The following is an 18,991-nucleotide window of genomic DNA, read 5'->3' on the forward strand; positions in this document are numbered from 1 at the left end:
GTTCACCCTAAGTAGGACATAGCTGGGTTAAGCTAGGGCTTTCCAACTAAACTGGGCTCAGTTTTTTAACACGAAAAAATTATTGAATGGGATCTGGAGAATGGCTTGCCTTGTGGTACTGATTGTTTTGTTGATAAAATTGAGTTCTGAATCAGAAAATTCTACTGTGAGAATCATAAGGGCAGCTTGTTAATGAAAATAAAAGCTCGGCGTCCCCATTACCCCCCCTCTTCCACTCAACCCAACTTAACCCCACCCGGAATATATATGAAATTATTAATACGTAACCTAGATCGATTAACGACAGAAGAAGAGCTGAAAGATTTGTTTCAAAAAATTGGCACAGTTCAGTCTTGTAGCTTGGTGATGGATCAAGATACTGGCAAGTCTAAAGGTTTTGGTTTTATTGAAATGCCAAAGTCCGGAGAGGCAAAAATCGCCATCAAAAAACTGAACAACAAAACAATTGGTGGCAATAAAATACGCGTTAAAAAGGCTGAAGATAAAGGCTTATAATCAAGCAGCGTCCACTGAATAGTTGCTGGGCGAATCAAGGAAGAGACTCGGTTGATTTGCTAATCTTGGAAGCAAAATCAAAAAGGGTCAGATCATCAAAAAAGAGAAAAAAACATGAATGAAATCATCTGCCCGCACTGCGATAAAGCATTTAAAATCGACGAAGCCGGGTATGCAGATATTCTAAAGCAGGTGCGCGACAATGAGTTTGATGAACAGTTGCACCAGCGGCTTGAGCTTGCAGATAAGGACAAGCTGAATGCGGTAGAGCTTGCTAAGAGTGAAGCCAGTAGAGAAATGCAAAAGGAGGCGGCTGCCAAGGATACCGAGATTCAAGCCTTAAAAGCCAAATTGGACGCCGGTGACGTCACGAAGAAACTGGCGGTGACCGAGGCGCTCAGTGAAGTTGAAAAAGAGAGAGATGCTCTGGCTAGTCAGATTGAACAGACTAAGCGCGATAAGCAAGCAGCTTCTGAACTTGCCGATGCGAAGCTTGCTAAAGAGGTACAGGAAACCGCCACTACAAAAGATAAAGAAATTCAGAGTTTAAAAGCCAAGCTTGACGCCACTAGGATTGAGCAGAAGATCGCCATCACCGGCGCTGTCAGTGCGGTTGAGAAGGAACGCGACGAATTGAAGAACGGCCTGAAGCAAGCTGAGCTTGAAAAACAACTCTCCGAGACGTCGCTCAAGGACAAGTACGAGACACAGATCAAGGATCGCGACGATGCTATAGAACGCCTCCGGGATATGAAAGCCCGCCTATCGACCAAAATGGTTGGCGAAACCCTCGAACAGCACTGCGATACTGAGTTCAATCGCATTCGAGCAACAGCGTTTCCGAGGGCATATTTCGAGAAAGATAATGACGCACGGAGCGGCAGTAAGGGTGACTATATTTTTCGCGATTCAGACGAGGCTGGCACTGAGATTGTTTCGATCATGTTTGAAATGAAGAACGAAAGCGATACCACCGCCACTAAGAAAAAGAACGAAGACTTTCTTAAGGAACTCGACAAGGACCGCACAGAAAAAGGGTGCGAGTACGCGGTGCTGGTGTCCCTGCTCGAACCCGACAGCGAACTGTACAACTCTGGGATTGTCGACGTGTTTCACCGCTACCCGAAAATGTATATCGTTCGGCCGCAGTTCTTTCTTCCAATCATTACACTGCTTCGTAACGCCGCGATGAAGTCGCTTGAATACAAAACAGAGCTTGCACTTGTTAAAGCACAGAACGTCGATATAACAAACTTCGAAAACGACCTCGATACATTCAAGACCGCATTCGCGAAGAACTATGACCTCGCCTCCAGGAAATTTCAAACAGCAATTGATGAGATTGATAAGTCAATCGACCATCTACAGAAAACGAAGGACGCCTTGCTTAGTACGGACCGAAATCTTCGCCTTGCAAATAACAAAGCACAGGATGTAACGATCAAGAAACTCACTCGGCGCAACCCCACTATGGCAGCCAATTTCGATGAACTAAATAATTAAAACTCTTCGGGTACTGGGTGATAAATATTAGCCTTATGATGGCTTTCATTTATATTAAACGCCTTCTTTTTGAGCAACATAACCCGTTTAATTTATGCACTAACAAAAAGGCCGAACATAATTGTTCGGCCTTTTAAATCTCGCTACCTACTTTACGTTACGGCGTGAGCACCGCTCTTCCAACCACTTTGCCATCTTCTAATTCGTTAAGAATATCGTTGGCTGAATCCAGCGGGTATGTTTTTGTCGGCAAGGCCGGCACTAGGCCTTTATGAGCCAACGCCATCAGTTCGGAAAACTCAGCCAAACTACCGACATAACTGCCCATAATCGTGACGGCTTTTACTGGAATAAGCGGTAATGCCCAAGGTGCTGAACCCCCAAATAAGCCAACAATCACCATTTTCCCACCTTTAGCAACGGCATTAAAGGCCAAAGATGCCGTACTTTCAGCGCCAACTAAGTCAACCGTAGCGAGCACGCCTTTTCCACCAACCGCCGCCTGAACTTGAGCCACTGCATCTTCGGCAGCGCCGTCAATGGCAACACTGGCACCCGCTTTAAGCGCAGCTTCACGTTTAACAGGGTCTAAATCAACCACTACTGGCGGTAAGCCCCCCATCGCTTTAACTAAACCAACCGCCATTAAACCCAAGCCACCAACGCCAATAATAACCACCGGCGCTTTAGCCAATGTGCTTTCTACTTTTTTAAGCGCTGAATACGTCGTTAAACCTGAACAGGCTAATGGCGCGGCTATTTCTGGTGCCATGCTACCTATATCGAACAAATAACGAGGGTGAGGAATTTTCATTTGATCGGCATAGCCACCATCAATATGCATACCAACATATCGCGGCGCTGAACAATAGTTTTCACGCGCATCTTCGCATTGATGACATTCACCACAACCTTGCCACGGGTATACCACATAATTTTTTGTGCGATCAAGTTCACCCGCGTCAGCCCCAGCATCAACAACCATTCCAACCGGCTCATGCCCCATCACCAACGGTAACTTCATGCCACGTTCAGCAAAACTAAGTGTTTGACCACCGCCTAAGTTATAGCAACCTTCACGAATATGTAAGTCACTATGACATACTCCATTCGCGGTAATTCGAAGCAACACTTCGGTACCTGAGACAGCTAAGTTTTCGCGTTCTTCTCCGACAACTGCACTACCAAATTCATTTAAAGACTGACATTTCATTTGTATTTCCTCTCTTTTAAATGGCGCTTTGACTAACAAATTTTACGATCCGATAAGCATCAAGCCCTTCGTACCCACCTTCGCTGCCATACCCTGATTGGCGACGCCCTCCGAGTGGAGAATCTAGAAAAACAACTGGGAAACCATTGATTCCAACTTTACCCGAATCTAAATCCCTGCCTAAGTTATCAATCGTTTCCTGAGAACCACTAAACGCATATGAAGCCAGTGCAAAATCGGTATTGTTTGCCGTCTCAATAGCTTCTTCATAGGTATCAAATTTATTGATGATCGCGATAGGACCAAAGGGCTCTTCCTGCATTATTCTTGCAGTTGATGGCACGTCGGCCAACACGGTTGCTTCATAAAAATTCCCTGCACGATCGATGCGTTTACCGCCGCTCATCAAACGCGCTCCTTTGTCGACAGCATCTTTTACTAGTGCATCTAATTCACCAATTCGGCGTGGGTTTGCTAATGGCCCCATTTGAGTATCCGCATCCAAACCATTGCCGATACGAAGCCCGGCAAATTTTTCTGTAAAGCCCTGTAAGAACTGATCATAAACAGCTGCTTGCACAAAGAATCGAGTAGGTGAAATGCACACTTGCCCTGAATTACGACTTTTTGTCATCACCGATAAATCAGTGGCTTTTGCTATATCTGCATCATTAAAAATCAACACCGGCGCATGGCCGCCCAACTCCATGACACATGGTTTAGCTTGATCACCGGCCAATGATGCTAGTTGTTGGCCCACAGGCGTTGAACCAGTGAAGGATATTTTTTTAATCACTGGTGACTCAATTAATGTCTTGCTGATAAGCGCTGAGTCACCCATCAATATATTCACAACGCCCTTAGGTAAACCCGCTTTATCAAGCGCATCCACCATCGCCATAAATGAAACCGGCGTTTCCTTTGCAGGTTTAATAATGACCGAGCAGCCAACAGCCATCGCCGAGGCCATTTTACGTGTCGCTAATGAGGCCGGGAAATTCCATGCAGGAAACGCGGCAACGGGGCCAATCGGCTCCTTCTTAACTGTTCTATCAACGAAACCATTCATTTCTGGCAAGGTGCGGTCGTTATGCTCGGCGGCGGCCGTTGAACACCACTCCAATAAACACGCGCAATTTTCAACTTCTCCTTTCGAGTCAGCCAGAGGTTTACCATGCTCCATCGTCATACAGCGTGCCGTGTGCTCAGCATTCTCACGAATGATGGCCGCTGCGCGGTGCATAATATCAATACGTTCGTCGTAGCTGGTTTCACGCCATATTTTAAAACCTGCCTCTGAAGACGCTAATGCACGAGCTATTTGTTCCTCGTCTGCAAAAGGAAATTTGGCTAATACTTCATCCGTTGCTGGGTTTAATACCTCACCATAACGGCTAGCTTGCGTAATCCATTCGCCATCAATATATAAGGCGGGTGTCGTGTAATCAGTGTTTTCCATTCTTTGTTCTCCTAAAATAATACGTTTAATGAGTGTTTGTTTATTCATTACTTATGATTAAGGCATCGAGAGCAATCACGTTGTTGTTGGTTGCTCGTAATGGGTTTACTTCGATGCTGCTAATGTGACTGACGTTATTTACGGCTAATACCGACAGGCGGCTAATCGCATCTGCTGCTGCATTCAAGTTGATTGATTGTTGCCCACGCGCACCTTGAAAAATGGCTGCACCACGTAATGATTGCAGCATTGATAATGCCCTCTCAGTACTAACCGGTGCCAACGACAGGCGGACATCTTTCAAAATTTCCGTATAAACACCACCAAGACCCACCATGATAATGGGCCCCATTACGGGGTCACGCTGTGTGCCAATAATAAAATCAACCCCGTCGCCAATCATTGGGCTGATCAGTAGGCCTTCTATTTTTGCATTGGGTTCTTTTTCACGAATCGTTTTAAGCATCAATTCTGCTGCTTCACGAACCGCCTTTCCACTCATCAAGTTCAGTGCCACGCCGCCTACTTCTGATTTATGAGCAATATCCGGCGAAACGATTTTCATCACGACAGGAAAGCCGATCTTAATGGCGCTGTCGCATGCCTCTTGCGCACCAGTGACCAGCTCTTCTTTTGGAATAGGAATGCCCGCTCGTTCTATTAGAGACTTTGCTTCAGCCTCACCTATTTTTTCAACCGGTAATACGATATCGCCAATATCGGGGATCTCACCGTCTTCTCGATCCGACTGGTTGAATGTCGTATTGAACTTTGCCAACGCCGATAAAGCCACCACCGCTCGCGATGGGTCTTCAAACACCATGATGCCAACGGATTCATATTTTTCTTTTACCTCCTCCGTTGTTTGACCGATGACTGCAAACGGTTTATTGCGCCCTTTTATGCCATCACTTAAGGCATTAAATAGTTTTTCGCCATGCGCTGGCGAGCTTAGCCACGAGGTAAAAAAAGCAACTAATAAGTCATAGTGTCCTTCATCAATCATGGCCATTAAATTCTCACTGACCAGTGAAAAATCATTTAATGCATTGCCTGTTATATCAACTGGGTTACGTGGCGAACAAAGAGGGTTACGTTCAATCAGCCGGTCTTGTGTGACTTGCGGCATTGCTGGCACGGGAATACCCTGCTCTTCGGCCGCATCAGCCATCAAAACACCCGCACCACCGGATACCGTTAGAATCCCTAACTGATCACCCTTGGCGCGTGGTGACACACTAAAAGCATAAAGAATATCGAACATTTGCTCAGTCGTTCGGGCGCGTTGGGCACCGTATTGATCAAGGAGTGCTTGGAAGCTGGCGTCAGATCCGGTCAATGAAGCGGTGTGCGACTGCACTGCTTCAGAGCCCACTTCGGAAACGCCTACTTTCATAATAACAACCGCCTTGCCGGCAGTTCGAGCCTTTTTCAGCGCTCGAATTAATATGTCCGGTTTTTTAACGCCTTCCATATAACAGCCGACCACATCAACCGTATCAGAATCGATCAAATACTCGAGACATTCTGCGACCGTTAAATCCGACTCATTACCCGTGGATATCCACTTTGAAACACCTAAGTGACGAGATTTAGCCATCGTCAACAAATGCGTGCCGTACGCACCTGACTGAGTAATCAAGCCAACTCTACCCGCTTTTGGAAAGCCGCCTTCGAGACCCGAGGTAAACGTAGGACAGTTGCCGATGTCGCCATTGTATAGGCCTAGGCAATTAGGCCCTAAAATACGCATACCATAGCGTTTAGCAATGTCATCCACTTGCTGCTGAAGTGCATCACCACTATGGCCAATCTCAGAAAAACCAGCTGAAAAAAGCGCGATCGCCTTCACGCCCTTTTCTCCACACGCCGTTAGCGCATCCGCCACCATCTTGGCTGAAATCGCCAAGATGGCTAAATCGACAGTCCCTGGAATAGATGCAATATCTGAATACGCTTTTAAACCCTGAACTTCATCTCTATTCGGGTTTACAGGGTAAATACGTCCTTTAAAACCAGCCTTTAGATAATAATCTATTGGACGGCCACCGATGCGTGCAGGGTTTGACGATGCACCAATAACGGCAACCGAGGCTGGTTCAAATAATGCCTTCAAACTCATAGCGCTACCGGTTACTTTGCAGCGCTTTCTTAAGCACTGACTTTATAGCTCACTTGAATGCTTAAACTTAAAGTTTTGATAACCGCTTGCGGCTTCTTCATTCAAGACGTTTGTATAGTTCCCAAGGCCCGCTAAATAAAACTGAACTGAACTCTCTCTGCCCGGAATATTAGTACCAAAAATCCATGACTCAGCCTTTGAAAATAAAGTCGCATCGGCAATTTCTTTACATGTATTTGTCCAATCATTTTCGGCATCATGAGTCGGCTCTGCCGTTACTTGGCCTTTATCTCGCATCTCTTTAATAAAATCTGAAATCCACTCAACTTGCACTTCAATACTTGGCGGGAGATTGGTGAACGGTCCGTTTGGCCCTAAAATCATGTGCATATTTGGGAAACCAGCACTCGACACACCTATGTAACTCGTTGGCGCATGCTCCCACTTGTCTTTCATCTGTACGCCGTCACGACCGCGAATATCAATCTTGGTATAGTTACCATCAACGGAATCAAAACCTGTTGCATACACAAGAACATCTAATTCATGCTCGCCATCTTCAGTCAACACACCGTTCGGTGTAATCTCAATAATAGGGTGAGCCTTTACATCCACTAGCGAAACGTTATCGCGGTTGTAGGTTGCGTAGTAACCAGAGTCACACAATGGACGTTTTGCGTACAGGTCGTAAGGCTTTAATTTCTCTGCCGTCTCGGGGTCGTCAACAATTTCATCAATTTTCTTACGAATAAACGTACACGCAGCTTCATTTGACCCTGCGTCAACGGCGATATCACTAAAGGTTTCAAACATAAAGCGGAATCCACCCCCACTGTTCCATGCCGCTTCAAAGACTTTGTCTGTTTCTGCTACTGGCAAGCCAGCAGCAGGCACAATACTTTCTTCAAAACCAAACGCGACCATTGAGCCTTTAATTTGTTTCCAACTAGCGTCGTAATTCGCTTTAATATCTTTAGAAAAATCTTCCGATATTGGTCCATTACCAATAGGCACCGTATATTGCGGAGACCGTTGGAACACCGTCAAATGACCCGCCGTTTTAGCCGTTTGAGTAATGAACTGAGTACCGGTTGAACCTGTTCCAATTACGCCCACACGCTTTCCTGAGAAGTTTACGCCTTCGTGTGGCCAGTTAGCGGTATGGAACTGTTGACCCTTGAACGTTTCTCGACCTTTAAAGTTGGGGACGTTTGTAGCCGATAACAGCCCTAAACCAGTGACAAGGTGTTGCGCAGTTACCTTATCCCCTTTATCCGTGCTTATCTCCCAAAGGTTTGTGCTTTCATTAAAAACAGCAGACGTTACTTTTGTATCAAATTGGTAACTTTTACGAATTTCGTAGCGGTCAGCAAAATGATTAAGGTATTCTAAAATTTCAGTCTGATTCACATAGCGGTTCTTCCAAGTCCATTCTTGAAGAAGCTCTTTATCAAACGAGTAACAATAGTAAAAACTTTCCGTGTCTGACAAAATTCCCGGGTAGCGGTTTGAATACCACGTACCACCAACATCGCCATCCTTGTCATAACACTGCACGCTCATGCCTAACTCATTACGCAGTTTATGCGTCATGTACATTCCACCAAACCCTGCACCAATGACAACGGCATCAAAATCCGCAGATGAATTTTTTGTACCGCCATTTACTTTATTACTCATATGTTCTCTCCAAAAAAGCTGTTTCTATTATTAGTATTTATAAATTTGCGTACCATTCAGAGATTCTCTGAATTTCAGCATCCGCTTCTGGTGCTCTTCCAGCTAAAAACGGAAATACGTGTTGCATATCATCAACCACCGATAAGGTTGAATCTACCCCAGCATCGCTTGCCATTGAATGTAATCGACGCGAATCATCCACCAACGTTTCTACACTCCCAGCACATATATAGAGCGACGGATAACCGGTGAAATCAGCATACAGTGGGTTCGCTAATGAATCGTTGGCCTTACCTCCTTCGCCTAAAAACATACCAACCATTGCTTCAAGTACAGGGCGTTTAACCAGTGCATCTGTTGCTTCATTATGGTCTAGGCTTGCGCCACTCAATTCCATATCTAACCAAGGCGAAAAGGCGATGACACTTTTCGGTAAAGGTAAGCCCAGTTCACGGAATTTCATGACCGAAGAGATTGCTAAGTTGCCACCGGCTGAATCACCAATAGTCGTTATATTTTCCGGCTCAAAACCTCGACTTAGTAGCTCTTTATAAACGGCCGTCGCATCGTCAATTTGTGCTGGAAATGGATATTCTGGAGCAAGCCGGTAATCTAATACCAAAGCTATTGCTCCTAATGCTTTAGCCACATGACCCGCAAGTTTACGGTGGCTATCGGCGGAGCCAACCGCAAATCCCCCGCCGTGTGTATAAATGAGAATTTTAGAACTATCGCTGTCAACTGGTAACGCCCAAATTGCATTAATCCCAGCTATATTTTCATTTTTATAGCTGACGTTTTCTGGCTCCATCGTGGGCTTTCCCCACTCATCAAATAATGCGCGCATGTCGTCAAGCCCCATTTCTGGGTTTGCCGTCATACGATCCATCCAATTTTGATAAAGAGCCCGTAAATAATCTGATTCTTTTGACGCCATTCCTCTCTTCCTCTTTTATATAATGATTAAGTCATCACCGTTTAAGACTTACCCAGCCATGCTATTTCATACCGCATGGTCACCCGCCAAAGGTGATTGTGTTGTCTTTTTCCATAGCCAAAAAGCTCTGACACGCTCAACAAACAACGATAAACACCCAATTATAATGACAGTAATTTTCATTCCTCTAGAACTATAAGAAGGGAGTTTAGAACAATCTTGCTGTATTTTTATCCTCGCTTAGTAAGCCACCTTTCTAATTTTTTAGCCGGCGCAAAGCAGCGGGCGTTGTTCCAACAAAGCGACGAATAACTCGCGTTAAATGACTTTGATCGGCAAAGCCACATTCTGATGCAATGGCCTTAATCGGCAACGGCGTTGTTGAAAGGAGTGTTAGGGCTAGATCAACCCGTTTTTTTATCACGTACGCGTGAGGTGAACAGCCGAACTCTTTAGAAAATTTACGACTAAAATGAAAAACACTCAAGTGCACCAATTCTGCTAATTCAGCCATTGAAATATTAAGGCCAATAGACTCTTCAATGAAATCACTAATCAGACGCTTTTGAGCGCCAGTAAAGCCGCCGTGTGATGCTTCATTAAACACGACATTCGAGTAACGTCGTAAGATGTGAACACAGGCTTGATTTTTTAACGCGTCGACATACAGTTGAGTGCCAAACCCTCCCATCGCCAACTCTTTTTCGAGCTGCGATACCAGCATCGGCAAAACCTCATCTTCAGACCTAACGCAATCGGTCAATGCTATGTCAGCAATGTCACGATTAAAAACGTCGCCAGCAACAGACGCAAGCGAGGCATGAGATAAATAAAGGTGTGAAACATCTATCGGGCTATCCCATCTCCATTGTGACTCTTGCGCTCGTGTTAGCACAGAAACAACGCCCGGTTCAACTTGATGTTTTTCCCATACCTTACCGCTGCGTCGGCTCATACCAGAGCGCCGCCCCTTATACACGACAAACATATAATCACGCATAGTGGGAATAGCAACATCCAATTGAGGGTAGTGGTAACCACGCAGGGTCATGCCATCCCAAGCACGTACACTGCTATCAAAGGTTACCTTACCGGGAATCCAATGCTGGATTTTATCCGGCTCTACGAGTGTTTTAATGATTCACACCCCTCTTTATTTAATGTTTTGTCGGCTGCCATCACCCATGCTATAAAAGCTAATTATTTTCCTGCTATCTTTAAAAATGGCTCTGGCACTGGCGCTAATTTTCTAGTCTCGTAGTCCATAAAAACTATTCCAGTTTTCGCAACCGCCACGGTGTCCCCAGTTTGTTTATTGGTCATCTTATAAAAGAAGTCGCAACCTTTTGATGAAAAGTCACCCAGCGCTATTTCAACGACTAACACATCACCAAAATATGCTTCAGATCGATAATTAACAGCAATATCAGCCATGATAATGCCCTTCCCATCAACATCTAACTCAGACATTCCATTCGCTTTAAAAAATTGTGCTCTAGCCTCATGGAGTAGAGAAATAATACTATCGTGCGCTAAATGATCCGCAAAATTAAGGTCAGTTACACGAACAGAAAGCTCATGTTTGAATAATGTGTTGTCGGGGTACTGTATAGATATTCGCGCCATTTTAAATTTTTACCGAGTGTTAGTTAGATTATTAAAGTATATCACTGCAAAATACCAGTGTAACTCCCCAAATTTCAAAACGAAGGGTTGAAGTGTCGACCCTTACGGTTGATATTCAACAGCCTTTTAAATCATTTAAATGAACCTCTTTCTTGTCAAAGAGGTTCATTATCGTTAATCAATTATTTTTTTAAAACAGCTGCCTTATCAGTGGCAGCTGGTTCAATTACGTCTTATCAAAAAATCGTTCGAGTGCTTGTTGGTGCTCTGGTGCATGATGAAACATTGCTTGGTTGGCTGAACAAAGGTTAAGGTGATCTTCATACCCTAGAGAATCTGTTGACCTTAATAAACGCTTAGTCACTACCAATGTTTCGCGTGATTTTTCAGCAATACTCGCTGCAAGCTCCAACGCAGAACTCATAAGTTCATCATGCTCAACGAGCTTTAACAAAAGCCCCATTTCTAACGCTTCTTCCGCGCGTACCGTTCTACCCGTCAACACCAACTCTGCAGCTCTTTGTGCACCGACAGTTTTTCGTAACAACCAACACGCCCCATCGCCTGGAATAACGGCTAAATTTAAAAAGGACGAACAGAACGTTGATTTTTTAGAGCCGATTCTTAAGTCGCATAACAGCGCAAGATCAAACCCCGCACCTGCCGCCGCACCATTGACCGCAGCAATAACCGGTATTTCAATCGAATAAAGGAGTTTAGATAAACTGTGAATACCGTTGCGGTAATTATTCTGTAACTCCAAATGATTACCGGCAAACATCTTTTCTCTATTCAACATGTCTTTAACATTGCCGCCCGATGAAAAGCCTTTACCTTCGCCAGTGAGAATACACACAGAGACATCTGGGTTCTGTTGAATCGCAGTAAAAACTGCCTTTACCTCTTCCAGCAATAGCGGGTCTGTAATAGCATTCCGTGTCGCCGGATCGCTCAATGTGACCGTAGCGATATTATTTTTGACGTCTAGCTTAACTGTTTTGTATGTCAATTTTCTATCCAATGAGTTATTTAAGGTTACCAATAACGGCGTGAAATAATACGGTTTTCTCTAGCCTGCTGAAGCAGCCCTTCACGGTCATCGGGGTGTGCAATACTGATCAATGCCAACGCCCTCTCGGTAATACTTTTGCCTTTTAAATTAACAATACCGAACTCGGTCACGACATACATCGTATCTGACCTAGGTGTTGTTACCACCGTGCCCTCTTCTAAACCTGGCACGATACGTGAGTGCGCCTTGCCTTCTTTATCAATAAACCTAGAGGAAAGACACATAAAGGATTTACCGCCTTTAGACGCGACCGCGCCACGCACAAACTGTAACTGCCCTCCGGTGCCTGAAATATGTCTATAGCCACTGCTTTCTGAAGCAACCTGCCCACTTAAATCTATCTGCAAACAGTTGTTGATGGAAATAACATTGTCATTAGCTGAAATTTTATCCGGTAAGTTTGTTTCATCCACAGGGATACTGACGCATATCTCATTCTTATTAATGAAGTCGTACATTCTCTTTGAACCCAGCGCAAAGGTATAAACGATTTCACCGCGGTAAGTTTGCTTATACTCACCCGTCACTTTGCCTTTCTCAACCAAATCGACCATTCCATCAACAAACATCTCCGTATGAATACCAAGGTCTTTAATGTCAGAGTTCGCCAAGGCAGAACACACCGCATTGGGCATACCACCAATACCAATTTGCAAGCAACTTCTGTCTTCGATCAATGGCACAATATAAGCGGCAACCTGACGGTCAACATCACTGATAGGCGCACTCGGTAATTCAAACAACGGCGCGTTATCGCCTTCAATGACCGCATCTACTTCGCTGATATGAACACTATTCTGATTGCCGTAACAAACAGGCATCGCTTCAGAAACTTCTATAACGATCTTTTTTGCAATATCGCAACACGCCCTTCCAAAGGTATTCGATATACCAAAATTAAAATAACCGTGCTCATCCATGGGTGATGTTCTAAGAACTAAGACATCAATATGTAAAAACTGCCTATAAATTCCAGGCCCTTCACCAAAGTTGAACGGTATATAACTCATCCCGCCCTGTTCTGATTTTTTTCGGTCATAACCCGAGAAATGCCAGTTTTGATATTCAAAGTGATTTTGCTCGGGGTCATTTTCTATCACCATCCTAGCGGCGGTAGACAAAGTCCCCCTTACAATAACGTCACTAAGACGATCTTTTTGAGCCGCTAATTCAGTATCAAACAAATTTGATTGTGTTAGCCCAAAACCATAATCAACCGTGTCCCCACTTTTTACAAATGAAACCGCATCAGATACGCTTAATCGCTTTTCTTTAAGCATTTTTTGTACAGGCATACTTCTCCTCCAATCTCATCATTGAATGATGAGTCTTTATTTTTATTGGCTTATTAATGATTGAAAATCATCACTCGACATACGTTATGGTTTCATCATCGTGCAATCACCCACCACAACATTCGTCTCACCAACGCTGCAAACAGTATTTAGCTTAACAATTTTTTTATCGACATTAATTTCGGTAATAGTCACCGTTGTTTTGACGGTATCACCAATTTTAACCGGTGCTTTAAACTTCATGTTTTGACCTAAATAAATAGTTCCTGGCCCAGGCAATTTCATCGCTAACGTCGCACTAATAAATCCCGCTGATAACATACCGTGTGCAATTCGCCCCTTGAACATGCTTTTTTTGGCGTACTCTTCATCGATATGTGCTGGATTAAAATCACCGGTAATGCCAGCAAATAAAATAATATCCGCTTCCGTTACCGTTTTACTCATGGAGGCAGATTGACCTACTTCCATCTCATTAATACTAAAACCTTCTGACATTCTTGCTTCCTCTGTTTTTATGGGATCATTCTTTTTGACACTTCTTCAAGCATCACTTCCGTCGCGCCACCACCAATTGATTGGATGCGAGCATCGCGATACATACGTTCAATGGCACTTTCACGAATATAACCAAAACCGCCGTGAAACTGAAGGCAATCATACATGACTTCATTAACAAGCTCTCCACAGTACGCTTTGACCATAGAAACTTCTTTTATGCAATCCAAGCCTTGTGCATCAAGCCACGCAGAATGATAAATAAGCTGTTTGCCAGCTTCAACCCGTGATGCTAATGCTGCTAAACGTTGACGGATAACTTGCTTATCAAATAATACTCCGCCAAAGGCTTTGCGTGTCGTTACATAGTCCATCGTTAATTCAAGCGCCTTAGTCGCTTCGCCCATCGATTGCGCGCCTAGAACTAAGCGTTCATTTTGAAAATTACGCATGATGGAGTAAAAACCTTTATTAACTTCACCTAAAATATTTTCTGCAGGCACTCGACAATCATCAAAAACCAATTCGGCGGTATCAGATGATAACCAACCCATTTTTTTAAGACTTTTACCTACAGTGAAACCAGGCGTCCCTTTTTCAACAGCAAAGATGGTGATGCCACGTGAAGGCTTTACATCGGTATCTGTTTTTGCAGCAACAAAAAATAAATCGCCATGGACACCGTTTGTGATAAACATTTTAGAGCCATTCAATACGTAATCATCACCGTCTTTTACTGCCCGAGTTTTCATCGCCGCAACGTCTGAGCCTACATCTGGTTCCGTCACCGCAACACCGACAATTTTTTTACCTGAAATAATATCCGGCATAAATTTAGATAATTGCTCTTTATTACCGAAGTTATCTAAATGAGGCGAGGCCATATCGGTATGCACCAATACTGTAACGGCAAAACCGCCGAAAGTTGAACGGCCTAATTCTTCAGCCAAAATAACAGACCCCAACGTGTCCATTTCACTACCACCATATTCACCTGAGTAGCGGATACCTAAGAAGCCTAACTCACCCATTTCTTGTAGAATTTCGCGCGGAATTTTGCCAGTTTCTTCCCAATCTTCAGCGATTGGCATGACCTTTTGTTCGACAAAACGTCGAATCTGGTCTCGTAGCATATTGTGTTCTTCACTAAAATAAATTGAATTCATTTGTTAACTCCCAATTGATAGATAAAATTAAGTCCAGCTTGCTTTACGTTTATTTAAGAACGCATCAATACCTTCTTTGCCTTCTTCTGTTTCCCATGCATCGGCCAAATTTGCCGCTGTGTAAATTCGGTTATCTGCTGCGGTGTGCGTATCAACATAATCGATCAGTTTTTTTGTGGACGCAATCGCACCCGGTGCACACTTCAAGATCATCTTTACTTCTTTTTCTATCGCATCGTCTAACTCATCCATGCTAACAACCTCCGATAACAGGCCGATACTCTTAGCTTCTGCCGCACCAAATATTCTTGAATTAAAGAAGTTTCTACGTGCATTGGCTGAACCCATTCGTTTAACAACATAGGGAGAAATCGTGGCGGGCGTTAAGCCCAACTTAACTTCAGTTAAACCAAACTTTGCCGTGTCAACACCGATGCTAATATCACAGACTGAAATCATGCCAACACCGCCGCCATAGGCAGGGCCTTGAATACGACCTATTAAAGGTTTACTCAAGCCATTTAGGGCCGCTAACATTTTCGCTAGCTCGCCCGTCTCTTCAACACGCTCAGCCCGTGTTTTAGTGATGTTGCTCTCCATCCACTTTAAGTCCCCACCAGCACAGAAGCTATCCCCTGCGCCCGTTAACACCACAACACGAATATTATTATCAGATTCAATTCGAGCACAAATATGCTGTACCTCCTGAATAAATTCCGCACTCATCGCATTGTGTACACTGGGTCGATTGAATGTCACGTACGCAACACCTCTACTATCGACGTCCAAAATATTAGTTTTATAGTCCACTCTACTCTCCCTTAAGATAACAACCATGTAAAAACAAATCCGCTTGAGATTCCGCTATTTCTTCCACACTCGAGCCACTTTCTGCATACCAAATAGTCGCCCAGTTCATGCTACCAAAGATAGCCAACCGCAAAAGGTGCATATCGACATTTGGACGAATAACACCCTCTTCTTCGGCTTGTTCAAATAAATTTCGCCAGAAGTTCTCATAAGCATCCCGATCCGGCTGGGCGGCATTATGAACCGCTTCCGGAATCTGCCCATAGTTCCTAATACTGGCCAACGTATAATCTGAATGCCGCAAAACAGCAATCAAATGACCACGGATAGCCGCTTTTAATAAGTCATAAAAATTGGGGCTTTCACCTAATTTCTCAATTTCATAATCAACAATGTCGTGAATCAACTGGATACTTTTATTTAGCACTTCCTGCATCAACGCTTCCTTTGAACTGAAGTGGTAATACAGACTGCCTGCTTGCATATTGATTGATTCAGCAATGTCCTTTAAGTAAGTCCCATGATAGCCATTCCTACTCAACGTTTTAGCCGCTGCATCTAAAATGAGTTGGCGGGTGACTGAGCTCTTTTTTGTACTATTTGTAATTTTAATAGTCATTTTTTTACTGTTTTTTTGCAAAAAATAATAATCTACGGTAGATTAGATTCTAATTGGTATTAGATTGAGTATAGTGATATGATCGATTGAAATCAATACAGAATAACTAAAACTAGAGGGGAAATACATGCCATTTAATATACGCATTAATGATGAAGTAGATGAACTGCGAGATGCTGTTCGTAAATTTGCAGAGGGCGAAATTGCGCCACTAGCAGAATCCACCGATCAGAAAAACGAATTCCCGAATGAGCTTTGGCCCCTCTTCGGCGAAATGGGCCTCCTTGGCATGACTATTCCAGAAGAATACGGCGGTACTGGTCTAAACTATTTATCACACCTCGTTGTGATGGAAGAAATCTCAAGAGCTTCTGCCTCAATCGGTTTATCGTACGGCGCTAATTCAAACCTATGTTTAAACAATTTATATTTAAACGGTTCTGAAGAACAACGACACAAATACTTACCAAAACTATGTACCGGCGAACACATCGGTGCATTGGCTATGTCAGAACCCGGTGCAGGTTCAGATGTTGTCGGCTCAATGAGTTGCAAGGCTGAGAAAAAAGGCGACAAATGGATCGCTAATGGCAATAAAATGTGGATTACCAATGGCCCTGATGCTGATGTACTGGTCGTTTACATGCGTACCGCGGGGCCAGAAGCAGGCTCACGATGCATGACCGCCTTTATTGTTGAAAAAGACATGCCGGGGTTCTCAACAGCACAAAAATTAGACAAGTTAGGTATGCGTGGTTCAAACACATGCGAACTCGTGTTTGAGGACTGCGAAATTCCACATGAAAATGTTCTTGGCGAAGTCAACGAAGGCGTTAAAGTTTTAATGAGCGGTCTTAACACCGAGCGCATGGTGTTAACAGGCGGCCCTATCGGTATTATGCAAGCCACGATGGATATCTGTTTACCCTATATCCATGAACGCAAACAGTTCGGCAAACCTATTGGCATGTTTGAACTGATGCAAGGCAAAATGGCTGATATGTATGTTGCTCTACAATCGACACGTGCCTTCGCCTATCGCGTTGCAGAACAATACGACAAAGGCAATGACTCGCGCAAAGACGCAGCCGGCCTGTTGCTGTTTGCTTCTGAAAATGCCGTTAAAGTTGCACTAGAAGGCATTCAAACGCTGGGTGGCAACGGCTATATTAATGAATTCCCAACGGGGCGTTTATTACGTGATGCAAAACTCTATGATATTGGTGCTGGTACAAACGAAATTCGCCGCATGTTAATTGGCCGCGAATTATTTGAAGACACAAAGTAACAATGACGACCAAAAGCGTTGTTATTGTTGCTGCTAAGCGAACCGCTTTAGGCGGTTTTCAAGGCCAGTTTTCCACACTCACCGCTTCTGACCTTGGCAGTTATGCTATTAGAGCAGCTGTTGAAGCCAGTCAAGTTAATCCAGAGCAAATCGACTCGGTACACTTTGGCTGCGTGTTACCTGCTGGGCAAGGCCAAGCGCCTGCACGGCAAGCGTCGGTTAAAGGCGGTATTCCCTTATCCACGCCATGTAACACCGTCAACAAAATGTGTGGCTCGGGTATGCAAGCGGTAATGTACGGGTATAACCAAATTTTAGCTGATGATGCCACTTGCGTGGTTGCCGGCGGCATGGAGTCGATGACGAATGCTCCCTACCTTACTTCCAAGGTTCGAGCCGGTCTAAAGATGGGCCATGGCGAAATTCTTGATCACATGTTTCATGACGGTTTGCAAGACGTCAAACACGGTCAGCTAATGGGCTCATTCGCCGAAATCTGCGCTGAAAAATACGACTTCAGCCGTGAACAGCAAGATGACTTTGCCATCACATCTCTCGAGCGAGCAAATAACGCCATCCAAACAGGTGCTTTCGTTAATGAAATCACACCCGTTGTGGTAAAAACTCGCAAAGGCGAAACCTCTATTGCTGAAGACGAGCAACCCGCCAAAGCTGTCGTTGAGAAAATCAGAACACTACGTCCTGCTTTTAAAAAAAATGGCACCGTTACCGCGGCTAACGCATCATCTATTTCCGACGGGGCTGCTGCTCTTGTTCTAATGGATGCCGCAGAAGCTGAAAAACAAGGCTTACAAGCTCTGGCTAAAATTACCGCGCAGGCAGTACACGCACAAGACCCAGATTGGTTCAGTACTGCACCAATTTTCGCCATCCAGAAAGTCTTGAAAAAATGTAATTGGCAAACCAGTGATGTTGATTTATTTGAAATAAACGAAGCCTTTGCTGTGGTCACCATGGCCGCGATTAACGACCTTGGCCTCGATGCAAAAAAAGTCAACGTTAATGGTGGCGCATGCGCATTGGGCCATCCGATTGGTGCATCAGGCGCACGCGTTCTGGTGACCTTAATTCATGCTCTCAAAGCCCGTCAGCTTTCAAAAGGTATAGCCAGTTTGTGCATTGGTGGCGGTGAAGCCACTGCCATGGCTATTGAAATAATTTAATCA

17 protein-coding genes are annotated in these 18,991 nt (G+C 44.2%); 4 read left to right on the forward strand and 13 right to left on the reverse strand.

What is annotated here, in order from left to right; all coding sequences use genetic code 11:
• Positions 1-267 precede the first annotated feature (267 nt).
• Both AB1Y31_05455 and AB1Y31_05460 read left to right on the forward strand, forming a co-directional pair.
• Positions 268-516, forward strand: a complete 249-nt coding sequence (locus tag AB1Y31_05455; GenBank protein MEW4982611.1) for an RNA-binding protein — start codon at positions 268-270, stop codon at positions 514-516.
• A gap of 114 nt (positions 517-630) precedes the next feature.
• On the forward strand, positions 631-2,019 hold the full coding sequence (locus AB1Y31_05460; GenBank protein ID MEW4982612.1) for a DUF2130 domain-containing protein: 1,389 nt from the start codon (positions 631-633) through the stop codon (positions 2,017-2,019).
• Positions 2,020-2,176: 157 nt separating this feature from the next.
• Here the strand turns inward: AB1Y31_05460 and AB1Y31_05465 are convergent, their stop codons facing one another.
• From AB1Y31_05465 to AB1Y31_05525, 13 genes are all read right to left on the reverse strand, one after another.
• A complete protein-coding gene (locus AB1Y31_05465; protein ID MEW4982613.1) occupies positions 2,177-3,232 on the reverse strand; it encodes an alcohol dehydrogenase in 1,056 nt (351 codons plus the stop codon).
• A gap of 16 nt (positions 3,233-3,248) precedes the next feature.
• Positions 3,249-4,739 carry an NAD-dependent succinate-semialdehyde dehydrogenase gene (locus AB1Y31_05470; GenBank protein MEW4982614.1) on the reverse strand — a complete coding sequence of 497 codons (1,491 nt, stop codon included), beginning with the start codon at positions 4,737-4,739 and terminating at the stop codon, positions 3,249-3,251.
• Positions 4,732-6,813, reverse strand: a complete 2,082-nt coding sequence (locus tag AB1Y31_05475; protein ID MEW4982615.1) for an acetate--CoA ligase family protein — start codon at positions 6,811-6,813, stop codon at positions 4,732-4,734. The genes AB1Y31_05470 and AB1Y31_05475 overlap by 8 nt, the downstream gene beginning before the upstream one ends.
• A 42-nt stretch (positions 6,814-6,855) precedes the next feature.
• A complete protein-coding gene (locus AB1Y31_05480) occupies positions 6,856-8,493 on the reverse strand; it encodes an NAD(P)/FAD-dependent oxidoreductase (GenBank protein ID MEW4982616.1) in 1,638 nt (545 codons plus the stop codon).
• 37 nt (positions 8,494-8,530) lie between these two features.
• Positions 8,531-9,430 carry an alpha/beta hydrolase gene (locus tag AB1Y31_05485; GenBank protein ID MEW4982617.1) on the reverse strand — a complete coding sequence of 300 codons (900 nt, stop codon included), beginning with the start codon at positions 9,428-9,430 and terminating at the stop codon, positions 8,531-8,533.
• A gap of 256 nt (positions 9,431-9,686) precedes the next feature.
• Positions 9,687-10,481 carry an AraC family transcriptional regulator gene (locus AB1Y31_05490; GenBank protein ID MEW4982618.1) on the reverse strand — a complete coding sequence of 265 codons (795 nt, stop codon included), beginning with the start codon at positions 10,479-10,481 and terminating at the stop codon, positions 9,687-9,689.
• 149 nt (positions 10,482-10,630) lie between these two features.
• Positions 10,631-11,056, reverse strand: coding sequence for a thioesterase family protein (locus tag AB1Y31_05495; GenBank protein ID MEW4982619.1), 426 nt, complete (start codon positions 11,054-11,056; stop codon positions 10,631-10,633).
• A gap of 226 nt (positions 11,057-11,282) precedes the next feature.
• Complete coding sequence (locus AB1Y31_05500) at positions 11,283-12,065, reverse strand: enoyl-CoA hydratase-related protein (GenBank protein ID MEW4982620.1); 783 nt, start codon at positions 12,063-12,065, stop codon at positions 11,283-11,285.
• Positions 12,066-12,091: 26 nt separating this feature from the next.
• Positions 12,092-13,423 carry an acetyl-CoA hydrolase/transferase C-terminal domain-containing protein gene (locus AB1Y31_05505; GenBank protein ID MEW4982621.1) on the reverse strand — a complete coding sequence of 444 codons (1,332 nt, stop codon included), beginning with the start codon at positions 13,421-13,423 and terminating at the stop codon, positions 12,092-12,094.
• Between the two features lie 84 nt (positions 13,424-13,507).
• Positions 13,508-13,921 (reverse strand): MaoC family dehydratase, encoded by a 414-nt coding sequence (locus tag AB1Y31_05510; GenBank protein ID MEW4982622.1) that lies wholly within the window; start codon positions 13,919-13,921, stop codon positions 13,508-13,510.
• 17 nt (positions 13,922-13,938) lie between these two features.
• The gene (locus AB1Y31_05515; GenBank protein MEW4982623.1) at positions 13,939-15,087 is read right to left on the reverse strand and encodes an acyl-CoA dehydrogenase family protein; all 1,149 of its coding nucleotides are present in this window, start codon (positions 15,085-15,087) and stop codon (positions 13,939-13,941) included.
• A gap of 27 nt (positions 15,088-15,114) precedes the next feature.
• On the reverse strand, positions 15,115-15,897 hold the full coding sequence (locus AB1Y31_05520) for a crotonase/enoyl-CoA hydratase family protein (GenBank protein MEW4982624.1): 783 nt from the start codon (positions 15,895-15,897) through the stop codon (positions 15,115-15,117).
• 1 nt (position 15,898) lies between these two features.
• A complete protein-coding gene (locus AB1Y31_05525; protein MEW4982625.1) occupies positions 15,899-16,516 on the reverse strand; it encodes a TetR/AcrR family transcriptional regulator in 618 nt (205 codons plus the stop codon).
• Between the two features lie 127 nt (positions 16,517-16,643).
• On the opposite strand from AB1Y31_05525, the gene AB1Y31_05530 reads away from it, so the two are divergent.
• Together AB1Y31_05530 and AB1Y31_05535 are read left to right on the forward strand one after the other, a co-directional pair.
• Positions 16,644-17,804 (forward strand): isovaleryl-CoA dehydrogenase, encoded by a 1,161-nt coding sequence (locus AB1Y31_05530; protein ID MEW4982626.1) that lies wholly within the window; start codon positions 16,644-16,646, stop codon positions 17,802-17,804.
• Between the two features lie 2 nt (positions 17,805-17,806).
• Positions 17,807-18,988 (forward strand): acetyl-CoA C-acyltransferase, encoded by a 1,182-nt coding sequence (locus AB1Y31_05535; GenBank protein MEW4982627.1) that lies wholly within the window; start codon positions 17,807-17,809, stop codon positions 18,986-18,988.
• Positions 18,989-18,991: the final 3 nt, after the last annotated feature.

The sequence above is a fragment of the Cycloclasticus sp. genome, from assembly GCA_040743155.1.
In the GTDB taxonomy this organism is placed as follows: Bacteria; Pseudomonadota; Gammaproteobacteria; order Methylococcales; family Cycloclasticaceae; genus Cycloclasticus.